Annotated in this window: 18 protein-coding genes and 1 pseudogene; 8 read left to right on the top strand and 11 right to left on the bottom strand. The window is 33.9% G+C overall.

Annotated features, from left to right (window positions below):
* Nucleotides 1-8: 8 nt before the first annotated feature.
* From BW939_RS13640 to BW939_RS13655, 4 genes are all read right to left on the bottom strand, one after another.
* Nucleotides 9-722, bottom strand: a complete 714-nt coding sequence (locus tag BW939_RS13640; protein WP_076452576.1) for an alpha/beta hydrolase — start codon at nt 720-722, stop codon at nt 9-11.
* A 30-nt stretch (nt 723-752) separates the two neighbouring features.
* Complete coding sequence (locus BW939_RS13645) at nt 753-1,964, bottom strand: ATP-grasp domain-containing protein (protein WP_076452577.1); 1,212 nt, start codon at nt 1,962-1,964, stop codon at nt 753-755.
* 140 nt (nt 1,965-2,104) lie between these two features.
* A complete protein-coding gene (locus BW939_RS13650; protein WP_076452578.1) occupies nt 2,105-3,520 on the bottom strand; it encodes a leucyl aminopeptidase family protein in 1,416 nt (471 codons plus the stop codon).
* A gap of 15 nt (nt 3,521-3,535) precedes the next feature.
* Nucleotides 3,536-4,645 carry an alpha/beta hydrolase gene (locus tag BW939_RS13655; protein ID WP_076452579.1) on the bottom strand — a complete coding sequence of 370 codons (1,110 nt, stop codon included), beginning with the start codon at nt 4,643-4,645 and terminating at the stop codon, nt 3,536-3,538.
* A 294-nt stretch (nt 4,646-4,939) separates the two neighbouring features.
* On the opposite strand from BW939_RS13655, the gene glgB reads away from it, so the two are divergent.
* From glgB to apaG, 7 genes are all read left to right on the top strand, one after another.
* A complete protein-coding gene (glgB, locus tag BW939_RS13660) occupies nt 4,940-6,886 on the top strand; it encodes a 1,4-alpha-glucan branching protein GlgB (RefSeq protein ID WP_076452580.1) in 1,947 nt (648 codons plus the stop codon).
* 3 nt (nt 6,887-6,889) lie between these two features.
* A complete protein-coding gene (locus tag BW939_RS13665; protein ID WP_076452581.1) occupies nt 6,890-8,296 on the top strand; it encodes a glycogen synthase in 1,407 nt (468 codons plus the stop codon).
* 123 nt (nt 8,297-8,419) lie between these two features.
* The gene (locus BW939_RS13670) at nt 8,420-9,688 is read left to right on the top strand and encodes a glucose-1-phosphate adenylyltransferase (protein WP_076452582.1); all 1,269 of its coding nucleotides are present in this window, start codon (nt 8,420-8,422) and stop codon (nt 9,686-9,688) included.
* A 259-nt stretch (nt 9,689-9,947) separates the two neighbouring features.
* Complete coding sequence (locus BW939_RS13675) at nt 9,948-10,988, top strand: SRPBCC family protein (protein ID WP_076452583.1); 1,041 nt, start codon at nt 9,948-9,950, stop codon at nt 10,986-10,988.
* A gap of 124 nt (nt 10,989-11,112) precedes the next feature.
* Nucleotides 11,113-13,920, top strand: a complete 2,808-nt coding sequence (locus BW939_RS13680; RefSeq protein ID WP_076452584.1) for a 2-oxoglutarate dehydrogenase E1 component — start codon at nt 11,113-11,115, stop codon at nt 13,918-13,920.
* 39 nt (nt 13,921-13,959) lie between these two features.
* Complete coding sequence (gene odhB, locus BW939_RS13685) at nt 13,960-15,201, top strand: 2-oxoglutarate dehydrogenase complex dihydrolipoyllysine-residue succinyltransferase (RefSeq protein WP_076452585.1); 1,242 nt, start codon at nt 13,960-13,962, stop codon at nt 15,199-15,201.
* Between the two features lie 93 nt (nt 15,202-15,294).
* Complete coding sequence (gene apaG, locus BW939_RS13690; protein WP_076452586.1) at nt 15,295-15,681, top strand: Co2+/Mg2+ efflux protein ApaG; 387 nt, start codon at nt 15,295-15,297, stop codon at nt 15,679-15,681.
* A gap of 5 nt (nt 15,682-15,686) precedes the next feature.
* Here apaG and BW939_RS13695 read toward each other — a convergent pair whose 3' ends face one another.
* The 3 genes from BW939_RS13695 to BW939_RS13705 all read right to left on the bottom strand — a co-directional run bounded on the left by BW939_RS13695 (nt 15,687) and on the right by BW939_RS13705 (nt 18,351).
* Entirely contained in the window at nt 15,687-16,241 is a 555-nt protein-coding gene (locus BW939_RS13695; RefSeq protein ID WP_076452587.1) for a 3'-5' exonuclease, read from the bottom strand.
* Between the two features lie 251 nt (nt 16,242-16,492).
* Nucleotides 16,493-17,464 (bottom strand): glycosyltransferase family 2 protein, encoded by a 972-nt coding sequence (locus tag BW939_RS13700; protein WP_076452588.1) that lies wholly within the window; start codon nt 17,462-17,464, stop codon nt 16,493-16,495.
* Complete coding sequence (locus BW939_RS13705; protein WP_076452589.1) at nt 17,461-18,351, bottom strand: lysophospholipid acyltransferase family protein; 891 nt, start codon at nt 18,349-18,351, stop codon at nt 17,461-17,463. The genes BW939_RS13700 and BW939_RS13705 overlap by 4 nt, the downstream gene beginning before the upstream one ends.
* A gap of 249 nt (nt 18,352-18,600) precedes the next feature.
* On the opposite strand from BW939_RS13705, the pseudogene BW939_RS13710 reads away from it, so the two are divergent.
* Nucleotides 18,601-19,191 (top strand): annotated as a pseudogene (locus BW939_RS13710) (thioredoxin family protein).
* A gap of 32 nt (nt 19,192-19,223) precedes the next feature.
* Here BW939_RS13710 and BW939_RS13715 read toward each other — a convergent pair.
* From BW939_RS13715 to rpsF, 4 genes are all read right to left on the bottom strand, one after another.
* Nucleotides 19,224-20,585, bottom strand: a complete 1,362-nt coding sequence (locus BW939_RS13715; RefSeq protein ID WP_076452590.1) for an aldehyde dehydrogenase — start codon at nt 20,583-20,585, stop codon at nt 19,224-19,226.
* 108 nt (nt 20,586-20,693) lie between these two features.
* Nucleotides 20,694-21,215 (bottom strand): 50S ribosomal protein L9, encoded by a 522-nt coding sequence (gene rplI / locus BW939_RS13720; RefSeq protein WP_076452591.1) that lies wholly within the window; start codon nt 21,213-21,215, stop codon nt 20,694-20,696.
* A 174-nt stretch (nt 21,216-21,389) separates the two neighbouring features.
* Nucleotides 21,390-21,692, bottom strand: a complete 303-nt coding sequence (gene rpsR, locus BW939_RS13725; protein ID WP_056031600.1) for a 30S ribosomal protein S18 — start codon at nt 21,690-21,692, stop codon at nt 21,390-21,392.
* A 32-nt stretch (nt 21,693-21,724) separates the two neighbouring features.
* Complete coding sequence (gene rpsF, locus BW939_RS13730) at nt 21,725-22,066, bottom strand: 30S ribosomal protein S6 (protein ID WP_076452592.1); 342 nt, start codon at nt 22,064-22,066, stop codon at nt 21,725-21,727.
* Nucleotides 22,067-22,107 lie beyond the last annotated feature (41 nt).

The raw sequence follows: 22,107 nt of genomic DNA on the forward strand, positions 1-22,107 counted from the left end.
AATTGTTTTTAAGGAAAAAACCGTCCTATAAATGTTGGGAAAACCAATCGCCAAAGTGGCCAGTCATGGTTAATCCATTTTTGTTCGTCGTACCAAAAATTAATACCTTTTGAACTTAATATTTCGGCCATTTCAATATTTTTGTCTTTACAAATATCTTCGTCTGACGTGCTAAGGACGATGTGCATGTGTTTGTATTTCCATGCTTCATCAGAGCGTACAAACTCTCTAGGACAGTTGAAAAAAACAAGATCGCCATCATATCCATCCATAAAATTCCGGATACTAAAAGCTCCAGAAAGACAGAAAAGATGCGAAACTAAATCTGGAAATCTGAAAGCGAAATTGGCTGCATGATAACCACCGAAACTTGCTCCGGCAACTGCAACACGATGTGTCTGATGAATTTTTTGAATATAAGGCACAAATTCTTGCAAAAGAAACTGCACATACAATTCGTAATTTTTGATTCTTTGGTGTGGTGGTATATTTTTATCGTAAAAACTCCACCCGTCAATGGTTTGGATGTTATAAAGTTTTACTTTGCCTTGTTCTATAAACCAATTGATGCTTTCATTAAGATGAAAGTCGTGATTCTGAGTGTATTGCCCCTGCGAAGTAGGAAACATGATGATTGGGTGGCCGAAATGACCTGTAATTTCTACCTTAAGACTTGTTCCTAGGATATGTGAATAGTAATCTGTATGCGTAATTTGCGGCATAAGTTATAGTGTTTGAAATTTAAATAAAATCTATGAAGTAGGTTTGTCTTTTGGAGGTATAATGTTCAACATTTCCTCGTGAATCTTTTCTGCCGTTTCATCTAATCTGGTTTGTACTATATCTGACTTTGCAGACTTGTAAACAATGCCAATATGATAATCGATTGGTAAAAATTTAACCGTTTCTTCCGACTCAAAATATTTGTAATCTGGATGTTTCTCTTTAATCAAAGCGATGATGAGTCCTGCAAAATATCCGGTTGGTTTTGAAATTGAGTAATCTAAACCTTTTAATAGTGCATCTTCAATTTTTGCCCATTCATGCCAGATATTAATTCCGCTTGAAGCTTCTACTAAATCTGGAATATGTGCTCCTCCTACACGTGACGAGGTTTCAAGAAAATACAATTTTCCGTCTTCTTTTCCACGGATAAATTCAGTATGAGTTGCTCCGTTTTGAAGTCCGAAATTAGATAAAACTTTCACATTAGCTTTTTCCAATGCCTTAAATTCTGCCGTAGATCTGCCTAAAGTACGGGTTCTGAAAACTCCGCCTTCATGCGAAACTTGCATAGGTGGTGCTAAGTATTTTGATGAGGAAGTAAAAATTGTTTTTTTATTAAAGGTAAGGCTGTCAACATGATATACGTCTCCTGGCTTGAAGCTTTCTAATAAAAAAAGATGTCTTTCATCGCCCAGTATTTCTAGAGCTTTCCAAAGTTCATCTTCAGATTTTATTTTTTTTATTCCACTTGCTGATGCTTCAGATCTTGGTTTTAAAACCCACGGAGCAGGAACTTTTTTGGTGAAATTTGCTACTTCGCTGTCATTAAAAATTGCAGTAAACTCGGGAACGTCTATTCCTGAATCTTTTGCCTTTTGTCTCATTGCCAATTTGTCTCGAAAGTAGCGATGCGTAGTTTGTCCCATCCCCGGAATTCTGAATGTTTCGCGTACCAAAGCTGCTTTTTCTACATCATAATCATCCAATGCAATTACGGCATCTACTTTTCGGGTTTTCATAAGATGAGAAAATCCCTGTATTAAATGATCAAGATTCCAAACAGAAGGTTTTACTTCTTCCATGTAGAAAACTTCGTCTATCGCATGCCAAGGCCATTTTTTTTCCTTAAGATTTTCTGCAGTTATTAGGATGACTTTATTGCCCAGCTTGTGCATTTCATCCATGAAATCCGCCCCCTTATAATAGCAGGAAATACAGACAATAGTTTTCTTCTCCATATAATGTTTTTTTAATTTTGATGAATTATGGAAAATAAAGCAATCCAATTACTGAAAATATGATATGAAAATGCAGTAATTGGTTTATTTTTATAAATTTCTAATCAAGTTTAGGGATAAATTTTCAAAAAAACTAATTTTTAGTGATAATTTTCAATTAAATCAGCTAATAGTTGAACGCCATAGCCTGTTGCGGCCTTTTCTTTTGAATATCCTGTATTTCCAAATGCAACTCCAGCAATATCGAGATGTGCCCAATTTTGGTGTCCTTCTATGAATTCTTCTAAAAATTTTGCAGCAACAATACAGTCTCCGATGGGCTTCATTGAAATATTTTTTACGTCTGCAACATCAGATTTAAAATCATCTTTCCAAACATCCCAAAGGGGTAAATTCCAAAGTCGCTGGTTCGTTTCATCTCCGGTTTTTATTAGTAAATCTTTTAATCTGCTATTATTAGAAAATAGTGCACCACAAGTATCGCCAAACATCCTTACACTGCTTCCTGTAAGAGTTGCAAGATCAATCATGACGTCTGTTTTGTAGTTTTTAGATAAATAAGAAAGCGCGTCTGCTAAAATCATTCTGCCTTCTGCATCTGTATTGAGAACTTCAATTGTTTTTCCGTTGTATGCTTTAATAACATCACTCGGTAAATAGGCGTTTTCTGAAACGGCATTGTCAGTAATCGGTAATATTGCAATAATGTTAACGGGAACTTGTTTTTCTGCAGAATAGATTAGCGCTCCAATCACTGCTGTGGCGCCTCCCATGTCAGATTTCATATAATGCATATTGTCTGATGCTTTTATAGAAATTCCGCCTGTATCGAAGGTTACACATTTTCCGACTAGACCAATTGTTTTAGCGTTTTTCACCTTGGTTTTGTATTCTAAAATAGTAAAAGCTGCATCTTGCTCACTTCCTTGGTTTACGGCTAAATAAGCACCCAATCCAAGCTCTTCACATTTTTTTCTGTTGAAAGACGTGTACTTAATATCATATTTTTTTGAAATATCTTTTAGAAACAAACTTAAAGTATTTGTTTTCTTATGATTTGCAGGTTTGTTTAGCCATTCCATGCAGGTGAATTGACCTTCACAAATGGCGTTTGTATTATCTTTTATTTGATTTAATTTTTTTTGGCTAAAATTTTCAAAATGAATCTCTGTTTGCTCATTCCAGAGAATATGAGATTTTTCTGAAGCATAAGCATAGGTTCCAAGGTAAAGTCCTTTGAAAAATTCTTCAAACTGCTTCTCATTCAAGTCTTCTGCAATTATTTGAGTAGGTACAGATTGTATTTTTTCTTTTTGAGTTTGAGAAAATTTTACCCCAATTTGCTGAAATTCAAAATTGGCTGCATTTGCCTTTCCTAAGCCAATAAAAAAGCTAATATTGTCTTCGTTTGTTTGAATGTGTACTTCGTTTTTCTTTCCAGAAAACACGGATGCAATATTTCTGTTGAAATTTTTATTGCTTTCTTTCCACTTTTCTTCAGTGAACAATTGAAAAATTTGTACGTATTTTTTATTTTTTTTGTTGATTAATTTCATTCTTTTTTTTATTTTTTAGTCTTGATGGGGCATTACTTCCACCGGATTTTCTGTGTTGTTGTAGAATAGCCATTCTATAGCTCTCGGGAATTCCTGAGACCAATAAAATTCTTTATGTTCACCATCAGGATTGATGTTTGTTTTAAATTCAAAATCAAAAAGGTTTTTCTTTTCCCATCGTTTTAGATATTGCTCAAAAACATTGATCCTGTTAACCATCTTAGAACCTTCTTTTTCTCCACCGTACAGATAAATTTTAGTTTTAAAAGGAACCCTGAAATTCATCATGGGGAAATTGTTATTGGGCTCAATCCAGAGGCTAGGAGAAAATATCAATAATTTAGAATAAACCTCTGGATACAAAAATCCGCTGTAAATGCTAATTAATGCACCCAAAGAACTTCCACCAATGCCTGTGTTATCACGATTTTTTTTTGTTCTATAATTGGCGTCAATATATGGTTTTAAAGTATCTGTTATGAATCTGATGTATTTTTTGCCTTCCGAGCCATTGGCAACACTGTCATTATCAAATATATATTCTTTGATGCGGTCTGCACTGCCATGTTCTATTGCTATTACAATAACATCGCCTCTTCCGTATTCTGAGAGTACAGAAAGTTTTTTGTCAATTTCCCAATTTCCGTAAGCGCTTCCCTCATTGAAAAGATTTTGAGCGTCTTGTAGATAAAGAACAGGGTATTTTTTATCAGTAGAATAATAGTCGTGTGGTAATAAAGCCCAAACTTTCCTATGCCTGTCTAACTGAGGTATGTAAAATTCTTCTGATATAATCTCAGCTATTGGAAATAATTCTTTCTTGAAGGGTCCCCAGTTATAACGCCATTTGGCTACAATGTCTGCAGAATTTTGTTTGCTTTTTTCTATTCTGCGATTGGGCGTAATATTGGCATACTCATCTAATTCTACATTTTCCCATCCACCTTTAGTAAATTTGTATTCTATAATGTCTGGTAGAAGATTGTCATGAATTTCTATGAGTGAGAGTTGTGGCTCTTTTTTCCAAAGCCTGAATTTTGGATCTTTAGGATTCCAGTTGTTGAAATTACCTGTAATGTAAATCGGTCTGTCATCATTTTCCTGTGTCTTTAAATTAAATATCATGTAGGTTCTGAAATATTTTTGTTTGTTTAAATTTATAAAAACTTTTTTTAAACTAAATAATGTTCTGCGTTATTTCAATATTAAAAATTTAAATTTTTACTTTTAAAGTTCAAACAAAATTGAATTCTGTTTAAATTAAAAATAAAATGAAATCAATATTAAATTTTGCCACAACTGTCTTTTGCATAGTAAAATTTTATATATTTACCTACAACCTCGCAAATTGCTGGTAAACGGAACTCTTTACCAAGAGATTTTTTTTGAAACTCTTACAAAAGAGATAAAACATAAACGATGAATTCTGTACAAAACTATTCACTATTCTCAGAGCATGATATTTACCTATTTAAAGAAGGTAAACACTACCGCCTGTATGATAAATTTGGTGCTCACTCTTTAGAAAAAGACGGAGTAAAAGGTGTGTATTTTTCTGTTTGGGCTCCTTTCGCAAAAAAAGTTTCAGTAATTGGTAATTTTAATAAGTGGAAACCCAATGTTTTGCCATTGTCACCAAGATGGGATAAATCAGGTATTTGGGAAGGCTTTATTCCCGGTCTGTCATGGGGAACTTTGTATAAATATGCCATAGAAACTAAAGCAGGTGAGATTTTGGAGAAAAGTGATCCTTATGCTCTAAGCTGGGAGCAGAATCTACAGGCAGCTTCGTTGATATCTACTACATTTTATGAGTGGGATGATGAAGAGTGGATGCAAAAGCGCAGCAAAAACAACAGCCTAAATGCACCAATCTCTGTCTATGAAATGCACCTAGGATCTTGGCTTCGTTATGGAGAAAATCCTAAACAGTTTTTAAATTATCGGGATGTTGCCAAGAAGCTCGTGCCATATATTTTAGAAATGGGTTTTACTCACGTAGAATTTATGCCCGTAATGGAATACCCTTACGATCCAAGCTGGGGTTATCAGATTACTGGTTTTTTTGCGGCTACCTCACGTTTTGGTTCGCCACAGGATCTTATGTTTTTGATTAATGAGCTTCACAGAAATGATATAGGTGTAATTCTAGATTGGGTTCCGTCTCATTTTCCAGGAGATGCCAATGGTTTGCATAAATTTGACGGGTCTTATTTGTATGAACATGAAGATCCTAGGAAAGGATTTCACCCAGATTGGAAATCTTATATTTTCAACTATGGCAGAAATGAAGTGAAATCTTTTTTGATTTCTAATGCTATGTTTTGGCTGGATCGCTACCATGTAGATGGATTGCGTGTAGATGCTGTAACTTCAATGCTGCATCTTGATTACTCTAGAAATGAGGGCGAATGGGAACCTAATATTTTAGGTGGAAATGTTAATCTAGAGGCTAAAATTTTTCTTCAGGAATTTAATACCGCTGTTTATAAAGAATTCGGAGAATCTATCATGACTATTGCCGAAGAGAGCTCAGATTTCCCAATGCTCACAAAACCTGTACATGATGGTGGAGTAGGTTTTGGAATGAAGTGGATGATGGGCTGGATGCACGATACACTGAAATACTTTAAAGAAGATCCTATCAACAGGAAACATTTCCATCACAAACTTACTTTTGCATCGATGTATATGTTTAATGAAAATTACATGATGCCTTTGTCCCATGATGAAGTCGTTCACGGAAAATCTAGTTTGATCTATAAAATGGTAGGGGATGAATGGCAAAAATTTGCAAATCTCAGAGCTTTGTATGTTTATATGTTTACACACCCCGGAGCTAAACTTCTCTTTATGGGCGATGAATTTGGGCAGACAAGTGAGTGGAATTTTAAGCAAAGTTTAGATTGGCATCTTCTAGAATATCCTATTCATAAAGGTTTGCAGACTTTGGTGAAAGACTTAAACCACTTATACAAAAATGAAACTGGTTTTTACGAAAATCAATTTAATCCCAACGGTTTTGAATGGGTTGAAGCAGATGATAAAGATAATTCAGTCTTTATTTATTCTAGAAAAGGAAAAAAGCAAGATGATGTTTTAATGGTTATTCTCAATCTTACTCCCAGAGTAATAGATTATAAAGTGGGTGTTGATAAAAGTACAAAATGGGAAGTGATTTTTAATTCTGATGATGAAAAATATGGCGGAAGCAATGTACAAGCCAATATCTTCAATGAAGTTGATGAGGTTTGGAAAGATAAAAACAAAACAATAAGTATCAATCTTCCTGCTTTATCTGGTGTGGTTTTAAGACAATCCAAAGTAATTTCTACAAAAAAATTAAAACTAAAGATTAAAAAATAATAAATGAAAATATTTCACCTTAGTACAGAATGCTATCCTGTCGCAAAAGTGGGCGGACTTGCCGATGTTGTTGGTGCATTGCCAAAGTATCAAAATAAAATTAAAGGTATTGAAGCCAAAGTCGTTATGCCATTTTACAACAAACCATTTGTGAAAGATCATGATTTTGAAACTGTATTTGATGGATGGATTCATCAGGGCGGAAACTTACTTCAAGTACAGGTTTTAAAAGAACGAACAAATGTGTTGGAGTTTGAGCTATATATGGTAAGAATTCCAGGTCTTCTGGATCGAGACAATCCTTATGGTTATCAAGATGAGAGTTTTCAGTTTTTAGCGTTTCAACATGGTTTATTGCATTGGTTAACGGCGATGCAAATTCGTCCAGATGTTCTTCACTGTCACGACTATCATACTGGTTTGGTTCCTTTCATGATCGCGCATTGTCCGGAATTTAGTTTTTTAAAAGGTGTAAAAACGGTAGGAACTATTCACAACGGTGAGTATCAGGGATTGATGAGCTGGGGAATGGCAAATTATTTTCCGGCATTCGACCAGTACAAATGGGGGCTTCTTGATTGGGATGGTGTAATTAATCCTTTGGCATGTATGATAAAATGTGTCGATGCTTTTACAACAGTTTCCGAAGGTTATCTTCAAGAATTATTTGAAAGTTTTAAAGGTCTTGAAATTTTGGTAAGAGATGAGCATTATAAAGCTCACGGAATTATCAACGGAATAGATACAGAAGTTTGGAATCCTGAAACAGATCCTATGCTTGATTTTAATTTTACAAAAAAAGATGTTGTCATAAAGAAAAAGCAAAATAAAGCCAAGCTGTGTAAAGAATATGGTTTAAATCCCGATTTACCATTATTCGGATTCATTGGAAGATTTGCAACTGAAAAAGGGGTAGATCTTTTACCAGATACCGTTTGGAAAAGCATTCAGCAGAATTATGGAGGTTTAAATATTATGATTCTCGGTTCTGGAAATACAACGATAGAGAATAGGCTCGCAGAATTAAGCTATTCATTTAGCAATTTTGCATTAGATTTAGGTTATAAAGAATATCTTTCCCATAAAATCTATGCTTCGGCAGATTTTTTGTTGATGCCATCAAGAGTAGAACCTTGTGGGCTTAATCAAATGTATGCAATGCGCTACGGAACGGTTCCTGTAGTGAGTTATACAGGAGGTTTGAGAGATACTGTAAAAGATATTTCAACAGGTGGAGCAGGAATAAATTTTGCTCATGCCGGAGTTGATGATATTCTTCATGCCATTCATAGATGTTTGAGTATATATTACAAAAAAGATAGCATGAAAAGTCTCATTCAAGCCAATATGAATTTTGATTTTGCTTGGGAAAAATCTGCAGAAAAATACATCAATTTATACAAAAATTAGTATTTTAGATAAAACTTAAACGTTGTGTTATTAAGCTGGATTTTATCTAGATTAAAAAGCAAAAACGCACTCAAAAGAAAAATATTTATAAACATAACAAAAGGTGAAAAACCACATTAATCTATGAATTCAAACGTCATATCGATTGTTTTAGGAGGTGGCAGAGGAACAAGATTGTTTCCGCTTACATATACAAGATCAAAACCCGCAGTTCCCATAGCAGGAAAATATAGATTGGTAGATATACCTATCTCAAACTGTCTCAATTCTGGGATGAACAAAATCCTTGTTCTTACTCAGTATAATTCTGCATCTTTAAATTCTCATATCAAAAATTCTTTTCATTTTGATATATTCAGCAAAGGTTTTGTAGATATTCTGGCAGCCGAGCAGAATGTAGAAAACGAAAACTGGTACCAAGGAACTGCCGATGCGGTAAGACAATCTATGAAACATCTTGAAAAGTATGATTATGAATATATCTTGATTCTTTCAGGAGATCAATTGTACCAAATGGATTTTCAGGAAATGCTAGATTTTCATATTGAAAAAGGTGGCGATGTAACTATTGCCACAATCCCAGTAAATGCTAAAGATGCAACAGGTTTTGGTATTTTGAGCTCAGATGAAGAAGGAAATATTACTTCATTTGTAGAAAAGCCAGGCTACGAAATGCTAAAAGGTCTGGAATCTGAAGTTTCTGAAGAAAACAAAGTGAAAGGAAAAGAATATCTCGCATCGATGGGTATCTATATCTTTACCAAATCTATGTTGAAAAAAATGTTTGATGATGGCGCAGGTGATGACTTCGGAAAAGATATTATTCCTAATGCCATTGGTAAATATACTACTTTAAGCTATCAGTATGAAGGATATTGGACTGATATTGGGACCATAGAGTCTTTCTACGAAGCCAATTTAGATTTGTGCCAAGATTTCCCTCAATTTAATCTATTTTCAACTTCACCAATTTTTACGAGAGCCAGAATGCTGCCTCCATCAAAAATCAACGGTTCTTATGTAAGTAAAGCTGTGTTTGGAGACGGCTGCATCATTATGGCAGATAAAATAGAAAATTCTTTAATTGGAAACCGTACCAGAATTGATAAAGGAAGCACAATTGTGAATTCTTATGTGATGGGATCAGATTTTTATCAGAATACAGCGGAAATTGTTGAAAATGACAAAAATGGTTACCCGAATATGGGAATAGGAAAATATTGCTACATAGAAAAAACAATTATTGATAAAAATTGCTATATAGGCGATAATGTAAGAATAATTGGAGGCAAACATATTCCTGATGGCGACTACGGCACCCACTCTGTACAAGACGGAATTGTAGTTGTGAAAAAAGGAGCAGTTTTAATGCCAGGAACCCATATAGGATAAACTAAACTTATCTTAAACATGAAAGCATCTCAGAAATTGAGATGCTTTTCGCTTTATTCTGAAAGTTTTTTTTAAGATATTTTTTTTAAAATATTTCCCTCTGTTTTACGTTTCCAGTATCTAATCTGATATTTTAGATCCTGATTTCTTTCCTAAAGATTTTATATTGCTCAAACCATTTTTTTCTTTCTTCAAAATAAGTTAAAACAGGAGTCGTGAGAATATTGGTCACTTTTTTTAATTGTATTACTTTTGCCCCATGCGCTTACTAAAATTTTCAGCACTTCTTATTCTTCTTTTAATGGGAGCTTATACGGCTTCGATGTATTTTTTTGTGGACGAAAATAAAGACTTTACCATAGAAAGAGATGTTAATTATCCTCTAGAAAAAATATATTCTCAGTTTGATAATCTACAAAATTTCACGAGGTGGAATAATTTTTACTCTAACTCAAAAACAATTAAAATAGATTACTATTCTCCTTATGAAGGTGAGGGTAGTGCCATCAGTTACAAAGATCCGTTACAAGATTCAGAAGGAGAAATGTTTATTAGATTTGCCAGTAAAAATAAAGGCTTACGCTATCAATTATTTGAAAATAATAACGAAAATCCTACTGTAATTGATGTGAAATTTAAAAAAGTTTCAGAAACTCAAACGCACATAAAATGGGTAGTTCACACGCCTAAACTTCCCGTTTGGACTCGGGTGAAAAATTTTTGGAGCGAAGATAAATTCACCGAAAATATCAACAAAAGTATGGTTAATCTCAAGAATGTTTTGGGAAATAAAGTAGAAAAAGACAACCAGCTTGCTGCCATAAAGTACGACAGTATTATGATAGAAAAAGATGAGAGCCAAATGCTTTTGGGAATCAACGTAAGTGCTTCCAACAAAAAAGATGCGCTCTATCGAAATCTTGTAATGAATTATAACAAAGTCTACAATTTTGTAACCATCGATTTAGGTAAAAAAGAAGATGAATTCGGATTTCCAATAATGATTTCTGATCCGGATAATTTTAAAGATAAAGAACTTTCGTACTTTGTGGGAATTCCACTCAGCAAAAAAGAAGGAGTTACAGATAATAATTTCAGTTTCCGTACTGTAAACGCAGCAGAAAAATATATTATCTATTACAGAGGCAATTTTGATGGCGTTACAAGAGCTGTAAAGCAACTTATGGAAAAAGCAAAAAAAGACGAAATGCGCTATGGGGATGTTTTGCACACTTTTATTGAGCCTCCCGTTGAGAATCAAGAAGTCAATATCAAGATTTCTTTATCAGTTTTTAAGTAAAATGCCAAAAATCATATTTTTCCTTTGCTTTTTTAATGTTTTTCTAACATTTTACCTCGCATTTTTTTATTAAATTTGAAGATTAATTCGAAAAATAAATTTTAATAACAGATATACTGTAATAATGGACAGATTTTCATTCCTAAACGCAGCTCATTCTCAGTTAATTGAGGATCTATACCAGCAATATTTAAAATACCCCGATTCTTTGGAACCATCATGGAAAGCCTTTTTTCAAGGCTTTGATTTTGCTTTGGAGAATTATGGAGATGAAGAATTTGTGCAATATACCGCAAACCAAACGGCACCTGTACAACAGGTTACTCAGGCTTTAGCAGGCGGGGAAGTTCCAGAGCATATCAAAAAAGAATTTAAAGTGGTAAACCTCATTGAGGCTTACAGAACGAGAGGTCATCTTTTTACGAAAACCAACCCGGTAAGAGAAAGAAGACACCACTCTCCAACTTTAGATCTAGAAAACTTCGGTTTGAGTACTGCTGACCTCAATACACAATTCAATTGTGCTGCAGAAACAGGCATGAAAGGTGCTGCAAGTCTTAAAGATTTAATTGTACATCTTGAAAACATATATTGTGACTCTATTGGAGTGGAATATATGCACATTACCAACGTTGCAGAAAAAGATTTCATCAAACAGTGGATTCAGGTGAACGAAAATCACCCAAGCCTGAATGCCAAAGAGAAAACTGAGATTTTATTAAAATTGAATCAGGCAGTAGCATTTGAAAATTATCTTCACACAAAATTTGTAGGCCAAAAAAGATTCTCACTTGAAGGAGGAGAAACTTTAATTCCGGCATTAGACCAATTGATTTCAAAATCTTCAATGCTTGGCGTTGATGAGGTTGTTTTAGGGATGGCTCACAGAGGAAGATTAAATGTTTTGACCAATATTTTCGGTAAATCTTACAAACAAATTTTTTCAGAATTTGAAGGTAAAGAATTTGAAGAAGATGTGTTTTCAGGCGATGTGAAGTACCACTTAGGTTCGTCTAAAAAAATAAAAACAGCTTCCGGAGAAGAGGTTGCAATTAATTTAACCCCTAATCCATCTCACTTAGAGACTGTTGCAGCTTTGGTTGAAGGTATTTGCCGTGCAAAAGTAGACGATAAATACAAAGGAGATTATTCTAAAATTTTACCAATTATTATTCATGGTGACGGTGCTTTAGCAGGGCAGGGTATTGCTTATGAAGTTGCTCAGATGATGACTTTGGAGGGTTATAAAACAGGAGGTACTGTTCATATCGTTGTGAATAATCAGGTTTCATTTACTACCAATTATTTAGATGCAAGATCGTCTACTTACTGTACAGATATTGCAAAAGTTACAGAATCTCCAGTAATGCATGTGAATGCCGATGATGCAGAAGCTGTAGTTCATGCCATTCATTTTGCAGCAGATTTCAGAGCTAAATTTGGTAAAGATGTTTACATCGACCTATTAGGATATAGAAAATATGGTCACAATGAAGGTGATGAACCAAGGTTTACGCAGCCTAATTTGTATAAATCTATTTCTAAACATCCTAATCCAAGAGAAATTTACAAAGATCAGCTAATCCAAGACAGTGTAATCTCTAATGATGTTCTTAAAAAAATGGAAGTAGATTTCAAGGAGCTTTTAGATAAAGACTTTGATGCTTCAAAAGAAATCGAGAAAAACGTAATGGATATCTTTATGGGTGAAGATTGGACAAATTTGCCACTTGCCAAAAAAGGAGCTGTACAAATTCCGGTTGATACAAAATACGATTTAGAAAAACTGAAAGAGTTGGCAATAAAAATGACAACTCTTCCGGCAGATAAAAAATTCTTGAATAAAATTACAAGACTTTTCGATAACAGATTAAAGGCAATCGACGGAAACTCTTTAGATTGGGCTTTAGGAGAGTGGTTGGCTTATGCTACACTCTTAGTTGAAGGTTATAATGTAAGGATTTCAGGAGAAGATGTAGAAAGGGGAACTTTCTCTCACAGACATGCCGTTGTGAAAACTGAAGACACAGAAGAGGAATATGTACCTTTAAAACATGTTTCAGAAAGCAGATTTGATGTGTTTAATTCTCATCTTTCAGAATATGGAGTTTTAGGATTTGATTACGGCTATGCAATGGCCTCTCCTAATACTTTAACGATTTGGGAAGCTCAGTTCGGAGATTTTGTAAATGGTGCTCAAATTATTGTTGACCAATACTTGGCTGCAGCAGAAGAAAAATGGAAAATCCAAGACGGATTAATTATGCTTTTACCTCACGGCTCTGAAGGGCAAGGTGCAGAGCATTCTTCAGCAAGACTAGAAAGATTTTTAACGCTTTGCGCGAATGAAAATATGGTTGTGGCGAATATTACTTCTCCTGCCAACTACTTCCACTTGTTGAGAAGACAGTTAAAATGGCCATTCAGAAAGCCATTAATTGTAATGAGTCCCAAATCTTTGTTGAGGCATCCAAAGGTAGTTTCGCCTTTTGAAGATTTTGCAAATGGAACTTTCCAGCCAATTATTGATGATGCTTCTGCAGACGCTTCAAAAATCGAAAAATTAGTTTTTTGTTCTGGTAAATTATACTTCGAGCTCTTAGCTAAAAAAGAAGAATTAAACTGTGAAAATATTGCTTTAGTAAGATTTGAACAACTTTATCCGCTTCAAAATGATGCTATCGAAGCTATTTTCAGCAAATATAGCACTGCAAAACAAATTATCTGGGCTCAGGAAGAACCAGAAAACATGGGGGCTTGGTCTTACATCTTGAGAAATTTCAGAGATACTGGTATTCAAGTTGTTTCTCCGGTACCAAGCGGAGCACCGGCTCCAGGAAGTCATAAAATGTTTGAAAAAAATCAAAACGCAGTGATTAACAGAGTTTTCGATAGAGAAGATGCTCCTGTACAAAGACCGGTAACGGCTTAATATTACAATAATTAATTATTAAAAAATAAAAAATACGATATGTCAGTTTTAGAAATGAAAGTTCCTTCTCCGGGAGAATCAATCACAGAAGTTGAAATTGCAACTTGGCTTGTAAAAGATGGTGATTACGTAGAAAAAGATCAACCTATCGCTGAAGTAGATTCAGATAAAGCTACTCTTGAATTGCCTGCAGAAGAAAGCGGAATTATTACTTTAAAAGCAGAAGAAGGTGATGTGGTACAAGTAGGACAAGTTGTTTGTTTAATAGATAGAGATGCTGCAAAACCGGAGAGTGCTGCTGCTGCTGAAGCTCCAAAATCAGAAGAAGCTCCTAAAGCTGCGGAACCTGCGAAAACAGAAGCTCCAAAACCAGTTGCTGCCCCTCAATCTTATGCTACAGGAACTCCTTCACCAGCGGCAAAGAAAATTCTTGACGAAAAAGGAGTGGATGCTTCTTTGGTTTCAGGCTCTGGAAGAGATGGAAGAATTTCTAAATCTGATGCTGAATTGGCTGCTGTTCCATCTATGGGAGGAAGCTCTTCTACAGCTTCAGGTACGAGATCTACTACGACTACAAAACTTTCTGTTCTTAGAAGAAAAATCGCTCAAAGACTAGTTTCTGTAAAGAACGAAACAGCAATGTTGACTACTTTCAATGAGGTTGATATGTCTGAGATTTTCAGATTAAGAAAACAATATAAAGAAGAATTTGCTCAGAAACACGGTGTTGGGCTTGGTTTTATGTCTTTTTTCACAAAAGCAGTTACAAGAGCTCTGAAATTATATCCGGATGTGAATGCATCAATCGACGGAGATTTTAAAATAAATTATGATTTCTGCGATATTTCTATAGCAGTGTCTGGTCCTAAAGGATTGATGGTTCCGGTATTGAGAAATGCTGAAAATATGTCTTTCAAAGGTGTTGAAGCAAATATAAAAGACCTTGCAGTAAAAGTAAGAGACGGTAAAATTACGGTTGACGAAATGACTGGCGGTACATTTACTATTACCAATGGTGGTACTTTCGGATCGATGTTGTCTACGCCAATTATTAATCCTCCACAATCTGCAATCTTGGGAATGCACAACATTATCCAAAGACCGGTTGCAGTAGACGGACAGGTAGTTATTAGACCAATGATGTATGTTGCCATGTCTTACGACCATAGAATTATCGACGGTAAAGAGTCTGTAGGATTCCTTGTTGCGGTAAAAGAAGGTATTGATAATCCTGTTGAAATCTTGATGGGTGGAGATGAAAGAAGAGGTCTTGAACTTTAGTTAAATTTTTATCAAATATCATATACTAAAAAATCTCGTCAACAAAAAGGCGAGATTTTTGTATTTTATTAAAACAACCTAATTATTACTGCGATGTTTTCCAAAATTACTTCCAATATAAAAGTTTCAGTAGTTCCTGAATACGATAGTAAAAATTCTTATCCATCAGAAAATCGTCATGTTTTTAAATACAACATCGTAATTGAAAACAAAAGCGATTTCCCAGTGAAGATCATGAAAAGAAAATGGTTGATTTTTGATGTAGGTTTTGGCTTTACTGAAGTAGTTGGTGACGGTGTTATAGGACTTACTCCAGAGTTACAATCGGGCGAAACATTCACTTATTTTTCAAATGTTATGTTGAGATCTGGTGTTGGGAATATGAGTGGAAAATACCTGTTGAGAAATTTGGAAACTAATGAGGATTTTGAAATTGACATTCCAAAATTCAATCTTTTATCTGAGGTTTTAAGTAATTAAATAAACTACAATTTCTTAATTTTTTTTTGCATTACCTGCATCACTTCTTCATTGGTGGTAATAAACAATCTCTCAAAAGCAAGAAGTGAGATCTTGGCACAAATTTCAGCATCATCTCCCGCCCTGTGATGATTGAAACTTAAATTATGGTGTTCTGCCAGTGGTTTTAAGCCATATTTTGGCAGATAATTCCAAGATTTTTTAGCAATCTGAATGCTGCATAAGTAATTTAGATTTGGGGAGAAAATTCCGTAATGATTAAGGCATCCCCGAAGAACTCCCGCGTCAAAAGAAGCGTTGTGAGCAATCATTAACGTGCCGTATAGAAGTTCGTTTATTTCATGCCAAATTTCATCAAATGTAGGTGCGTCTTTTACATCTTCAGGATAAATCCCATGTACTTCAATATTTCTAGGGCTAAAATAGGGAAAACTTGGAGGCTTTATCAGCCAAGTTTTTGTATCTACAATTTCAGAATTTTGTACTACACAAATACCGACCTCGCAGGCGGAATTTCTATCAAAGGTAGCAGTTTCGAAGTCTATTGCGCAGAAATCCATAATGTTAAAATTGTCTCGTTAATGTATCTTTTTTTATTAATTTGGGATTCTATAGTTTCCGTTTATAGTTTTTATTAATTCTGAAGCGTTACAAAAGCCAATGCTTACATTAGAAATGTATAAAGTAATTTTGCTTTTTACAGCTATACAATTCTATTTTTAGTTTTTTCTTTATTAGCAAGATTATTTTAGCCACATCCAGGATTGACTGTGTTGTTATTGAAATAAAATGCGTCAAAAAATGAGAGTTATTACTTTAAAAAATGTTTAAATATTAACCATTTTGATTGAAAATATTTTTGTTTCTGAGAATTTTGTCTTCGCTTCAGTGTACCAGGAAGTTGAATATAAAACCCATAGTGCCCTTTCCCAACTGCCCAAAAATGGGAAAATCCATTTTTGTATCCAAAATAAACTGAAGCAATTCCATCTAGAATTAATCTTAAAAATATAATCCAAATCAATTTTGGAAAAGGCATATTTTTAAGCATCATTGAAAGATTATTTCTGATGTTGAGATATGTTTTTTGTGCACTTTGTTTATTTAAAGTTCCTCCGCCTACGTGATAGATTTCAGATTTTCCGGTGTAGAATATTTTTTTTCCTGCATTAATTAATCTCCAGCAAAGATCTATTTCCTCCTGATGTGCAAAAAATCTTTCATCAAAACCTTTCTGCTGCCAAAAGTCTTCAGAACGAATGAAAAAACAACAGCCAGATGCCCAAAAAATTTCGGTTTCGTCATTGTACTGTCCCAAATCTTTTTCAACATCATCAAAAACTCTTCCTCTGCAGTACGGATAGCCCAAATTGTCTATTAAACCTCCCGCAGCACCAGCAAATTCGAAATTTTCTTTGTTGTTGTAAGATAATATTTTAGGTTGAATTGCAGCTATTGAAGAATTACTATCAAATAAATTTAAAACCGGATTAATCCAATTTTCAGTCACTTCCACATCAGAGTTTAAAAGACAGTATATGTCTGCCTCAACAGACTTTAAGCCTTCATTGTAACCTCCTGCAAAACCATAATTTTTGTCGTTCAAAATGATTTTCACCTTCGGAAACTGCAGATTTACATAAGGAATAGAATCATCATTTGAATGATTATCAATGATGTAAATATCAGTATTTTCAGAAAATTTAACGACTGAAGGCAAAAATTTTTCAAGCCAACTTTTACCGTTCCAGTTGAGAATGACTATCGCAAGTTTCGACTTCATAGATGGGTTTTTACAGAATCAAAATTTTTAATTGCAGATTGGTATTTCCACTTTCTGTGAGACCATAGATAGTTGTCAGGGTACTTATTAATGGTGTTTTCTAGGTGTTTATGAAACTTTCTTACTACTTCATTTTCTGCAAATTTTTCTCCTTCAGGATATATTCTGTAGTAATTTACTTGATAATATCCGCGTTTTACCTTTTTCATTTCACAATATATAACAGCCATATCCAATTTGGTTGCAAGTTTATCATATCCAATGAATGCAGGAGTTCGCTGATTCAGAAATTCTAATCCGTAGTTAACATGGGCAACGTGTGGCGTTTGATCTGCCACAAAAAGAAATATAGAATCACCATCATTAGGAGTTCTGAAAATCTTCATAATTACTTCTTTTGCCTCTATAGCTTCATTCCCGAAATTATTTCTGATTTTTTTCATCTCATTTTCCCAAAAATTACTGTTTACTTTTCGGTAAACCGGATGGCTGTTATTTTGAGGTACTACTTTCGCCAAAGCATTCATCCACTCCCAGTTGAAGATATGGCCTGCCATGAGAATTATATTTTTACCCTCATTTTTAGCATCATGAAAATGATACTGATTAACATGCTGCATTCTCACTCTACCTTCTGTCTCAGTCATGGTAAAAGATTTTACAGTCTCGGTAAGGTAATCAAAAAAATTACGATAAAATTTCTTCCTTATTTGGGCAATTTCTGCCATACTTTTTTCTGGGAAAGAATTTACGAGATTCTCTGTAATCACTTTTTTTCTGTAACCTATAAAATAGTGATTTATATAAAATAACAAATCCGAAAATACATAAAGTACTTTCAGAGGAAGTTTAGAAACAAGATAAATTATTTTGATGAGTACATTCATAGAGTACACAAAGATAATGATATAAAAATAACGGCGTTATATTTGATACTGGTAAAATTGAAAAAATCTAGATATTTTAGATTCGGCAGAAGTAATTTTTAAAGTTTATCTTGTAGTATTAAGAATAAATTTTTCTTTTTTTTGTAAATACTGTTTCGTTCTTGTCGGATTTTTTAGATTATCTTATTTCAATAGATAAAATGTTACCATAAATATTTAACTTAGCTCATGTTTTTAAATTTAATGTAAATGAAAAGAAGTATAAAAATAGTAGGAACTTTAGGCTTATTGTTAGCAGGAAATGTTGTTTTTGCTCAAAAAGAAAAAACAGTAGTAGCCGACGATAATAAATCTCAAGAAAAATCTCTTTTGGTGCAAACAAAGGAGCAAGATTTAGAAGCAAAAAAGAAAGCTGCAGCTGAAGAAAAAGCAAGCCTTCCTAAACCCTATAATGCCAAAGCAAATGCTGAAAAAGACATTCAAGCGTTAATTGTGAAAGCTAAAAAAGAAAAGAAAAACATCATGATACAAGCTGGAGGAAACTGGTGTATTTGGTGTTTAAGATTCAATCAATATGTGCAAACTACACCGGAACTGAAGCAATTGGTAGACGAAAATTATGTTTATTATCACTTAAATTGGTCTCCGGATAATAAGAACGAAAAAGTTTTTGCCCAGTATGGCAATCCATGAGATACTTTCGGCTATCCTGTTTTCATTGTTTTAGATCACAACGGCAAACAAATTCATATTCAAGATAGTGCTGTTTTGGAAGAAAATAAGGGCTACAGTTTAGAGAAAGTAAAAACATTTTTCAATACTTGGAAACCAACATCTTAAACAAAAAAACCGAGAAAGTTTCTCGGTTTTTTTTATAATAATTTTTTCATCCATTTGATTTTATTTTGAGAATAGGGAGGGTATTTTAAATCGGGTTCTCCCCAAGTTTTTTTGTCGAGAATTGCTTTTTGGTGCGAGAAAGTCTCAAAACCATATTTCCCATGATAGCTTCCTATTCCCGAGTTGCCTACGCCGCCGAAAGGTAATTTTTCGTTTCCTAAATGCATCACCACATCATTGATGCAACCGCCGCCAAAAGAAAGTGTGTTTGTGAAATTTTCCTTTTCTTTAGAATTATTTGAAAAGAGATAAGCTGCCAGTGGTTTTTCGTGTTGTAGAATTTCATTTAAAATATAATCAAAATCATTGAATGTGATAACGGGCAAAATTGGCCCAAAGATTTCTTCTTTCATTACTTCGTCATTCCAATCTATATTTTGCAGAATAGTGGGTTCTATGTATAAATTATTTTCTTCAAAATTACCTCCGATATAGATTTTATCATGATTTATTAGTTTAACTAAGCGGTTAAAGTTTTTCTGATTAATAATTTTTGTGTATTGCTCAGAATTGGCTTCATAATTAAATTTGTTGATATAAAATTTGAGTTTTTCCAACAATTCATTCTGAATATTTTCGTGTGCTAAAATATAATCTGGGGCTACACAGGTCTGTCCCGCATTCAAAAATTTTCCCCAAACAATTCTTTTAGCGGTTATGTCTAGATCTGCGTTTTTAGTTACTATTGCAGGGGATTTTCCGCCTAATTCAAGTGTAACGGGTGTGAGGTTTTCTGCGGCAGCTTTATAAACTATTTTACCCACCTTTGTACTTCCGGTAAAGAATATTTTGTCAAATTTTAATTTTAAAATCTCTGTAGTTTCATCAATACCACCCTCGAAAACAGTAAGATAATCTGAATCGAAATTTTCATTAATGAGTTTTGCCATTGCCTTCATTGTATTTTCTGCTACTTCACTAGGTTTTAGAATGCAGCAGTTTCCCGCAGCTAAAGCGGCAATGAGAGGGGAGAGTGAGAGTTGATAAGGATAATTCCAAGCTCCAATTACCAAAATACAGCCCAGAGGTTCAGAATAGATTTTGCTTGTCCCAAATTGGTTTGCAAGATTAGTTTTTACTTTCTTTGGTTTAGACAAAGAATTTAGATTTTTTAAATAATAATCAATATCTTTTAAAATAAATGAAATTTCTGTGATGTAAGTTTCAAATTTAGATTTACCGAAATCTTTCTCAATTGCTTCATATAAAATCTCTTCGTTTTCTGTAATTAGTTTTTTGAGTTTTTCAAGGTTTAATTTTCTGAATTTCAGATTTTTTGTTTTCTGAGTTCTAAAAAAAGCTTTCTGCGATGTCAATATATTTTGATAATTCATTTTTTTTAATTTTAATACTCATGAATTGAGGTAAAAATTATGCCAATATACCATAAAAAAACCACCTCTTTCGAAGTGGTTTATATTTTGAGAAAATCTCAGTAAGTTTTATGCTTCTTCAGAAGTAGTTTCTTCCTCAACTTTTGCTTTTGGAGCAGGCTTAGGAGCTGCTACTACAGGAGGAGCGTCAGATACGATGTCGAATTCGAAATTGTATTCTACATTTCTGTGTAATCTGATGTTTGCAGTTACTTTACCAGTTCTCTTGATAGTATTACCAGGAATTTTGATGTATTTCTTGTCTACTTGTACACCTGCTTTAGCAAGAGCGGCAGCAAGATCTGCATTGTTGATAGACCCGAATAATTTATCACCAGAACCTACTTTTGCAGGGATTGTAACAGAAGTTTTCTTCAATTGATCTACAACACCGTTTGCAGTAGCGATCAATTTAGCTTCTTCTTCTTTTCTAGCCTCTAATGTTGCTTCTAAAGCAGCTTTGTTTTTAGGTGTAGCTAAAAGCGCAATACCTTGAGGTAATAAGAAGTTTCTTGCGTAACCAGGTTTTACATTTACTGTATCGAATTCAAGACCTAAATTTTCTACGTCTTTTTTAAGGATAATTTCCATTGTTGTTGTCCGTTTTTAGTTTTAGAGAAAAGAATAAAGAGTAAAGAAGCAAGACGTTAAAATCTTTTATTTTTCATCTTTTATCTCTTATCTAAAAATCGTTAGAATTAAAATTATTTATTCAGCAACAAAAGAAGAAAGCAAGCTCTCTTCTTTTATCTGTTTTTTGTTGGCTTATTTCAACAAGTCAGCTACGTAAGGTAGTAAAGATAAGTGTCTTGCTCTTTTGATAGCAGAAGAAACTTTTCTTTGGTATTTCAAAGAAGTACCTGTGTATCTTCTAGGTAAGATTTTACCTTGTTCGTTTACAAACTGTAATAAGAAATCAGCATCTTTGTAATCAACGTGCTTAATTCCGAATTTTTTGAATCTACAGTACTTTTTATCAGTTTTAGTGTTGATATCAAGTGGTGTAAGGAATTTTACTTCAGATTCTCCACCAGCTGAGGCTTGTTTAGCCATATCGTCTATTGCCATGTCTTTGTCTTTTTTAAATTTGGAATTAATGATTAAGCTCTAGCCGCTTTTACTTTTGCTCTTCTTGTTACAGCATATTCTACAGCATGCTTGTCTAGTTTTGTTGTAAGGTAACGAATTACTCTTTCGTCACGTTTGAATGCCAATTCTAAGTCAGCAACAACAGTACCTTCACCTTTGAATTCGATCAAAGTGTAGAATCCGTTCTTTTTCAATTGAATCGGATAAGCTAGTTTTTTTAATCCCCAATTTTCTCTAGTGACAATTTCACAGTTCTTTTCTTTTAAAAGATCTACATACTTGTTCACTGCTTCCTCCACCTGAGATTCAGATAGAACGGGAGTTAAAATGAAAACAGTTTCGTAATTGTTCATAATGTTAAATGAATTTGTTATTTATTTCGAGGTGCAAAAAT

The sequence above is a fragment of the Chryseobacterium piscicola genome (genome assembly GCF_900156685.1).
Taxonomy (GTDB): domain Bacteria; phylum Bacteroidota; class Bacteroidia; order Flavobacteriales; family Weeksellaceae; genus Chryseobacterium; species Chryseobacterium piscicola.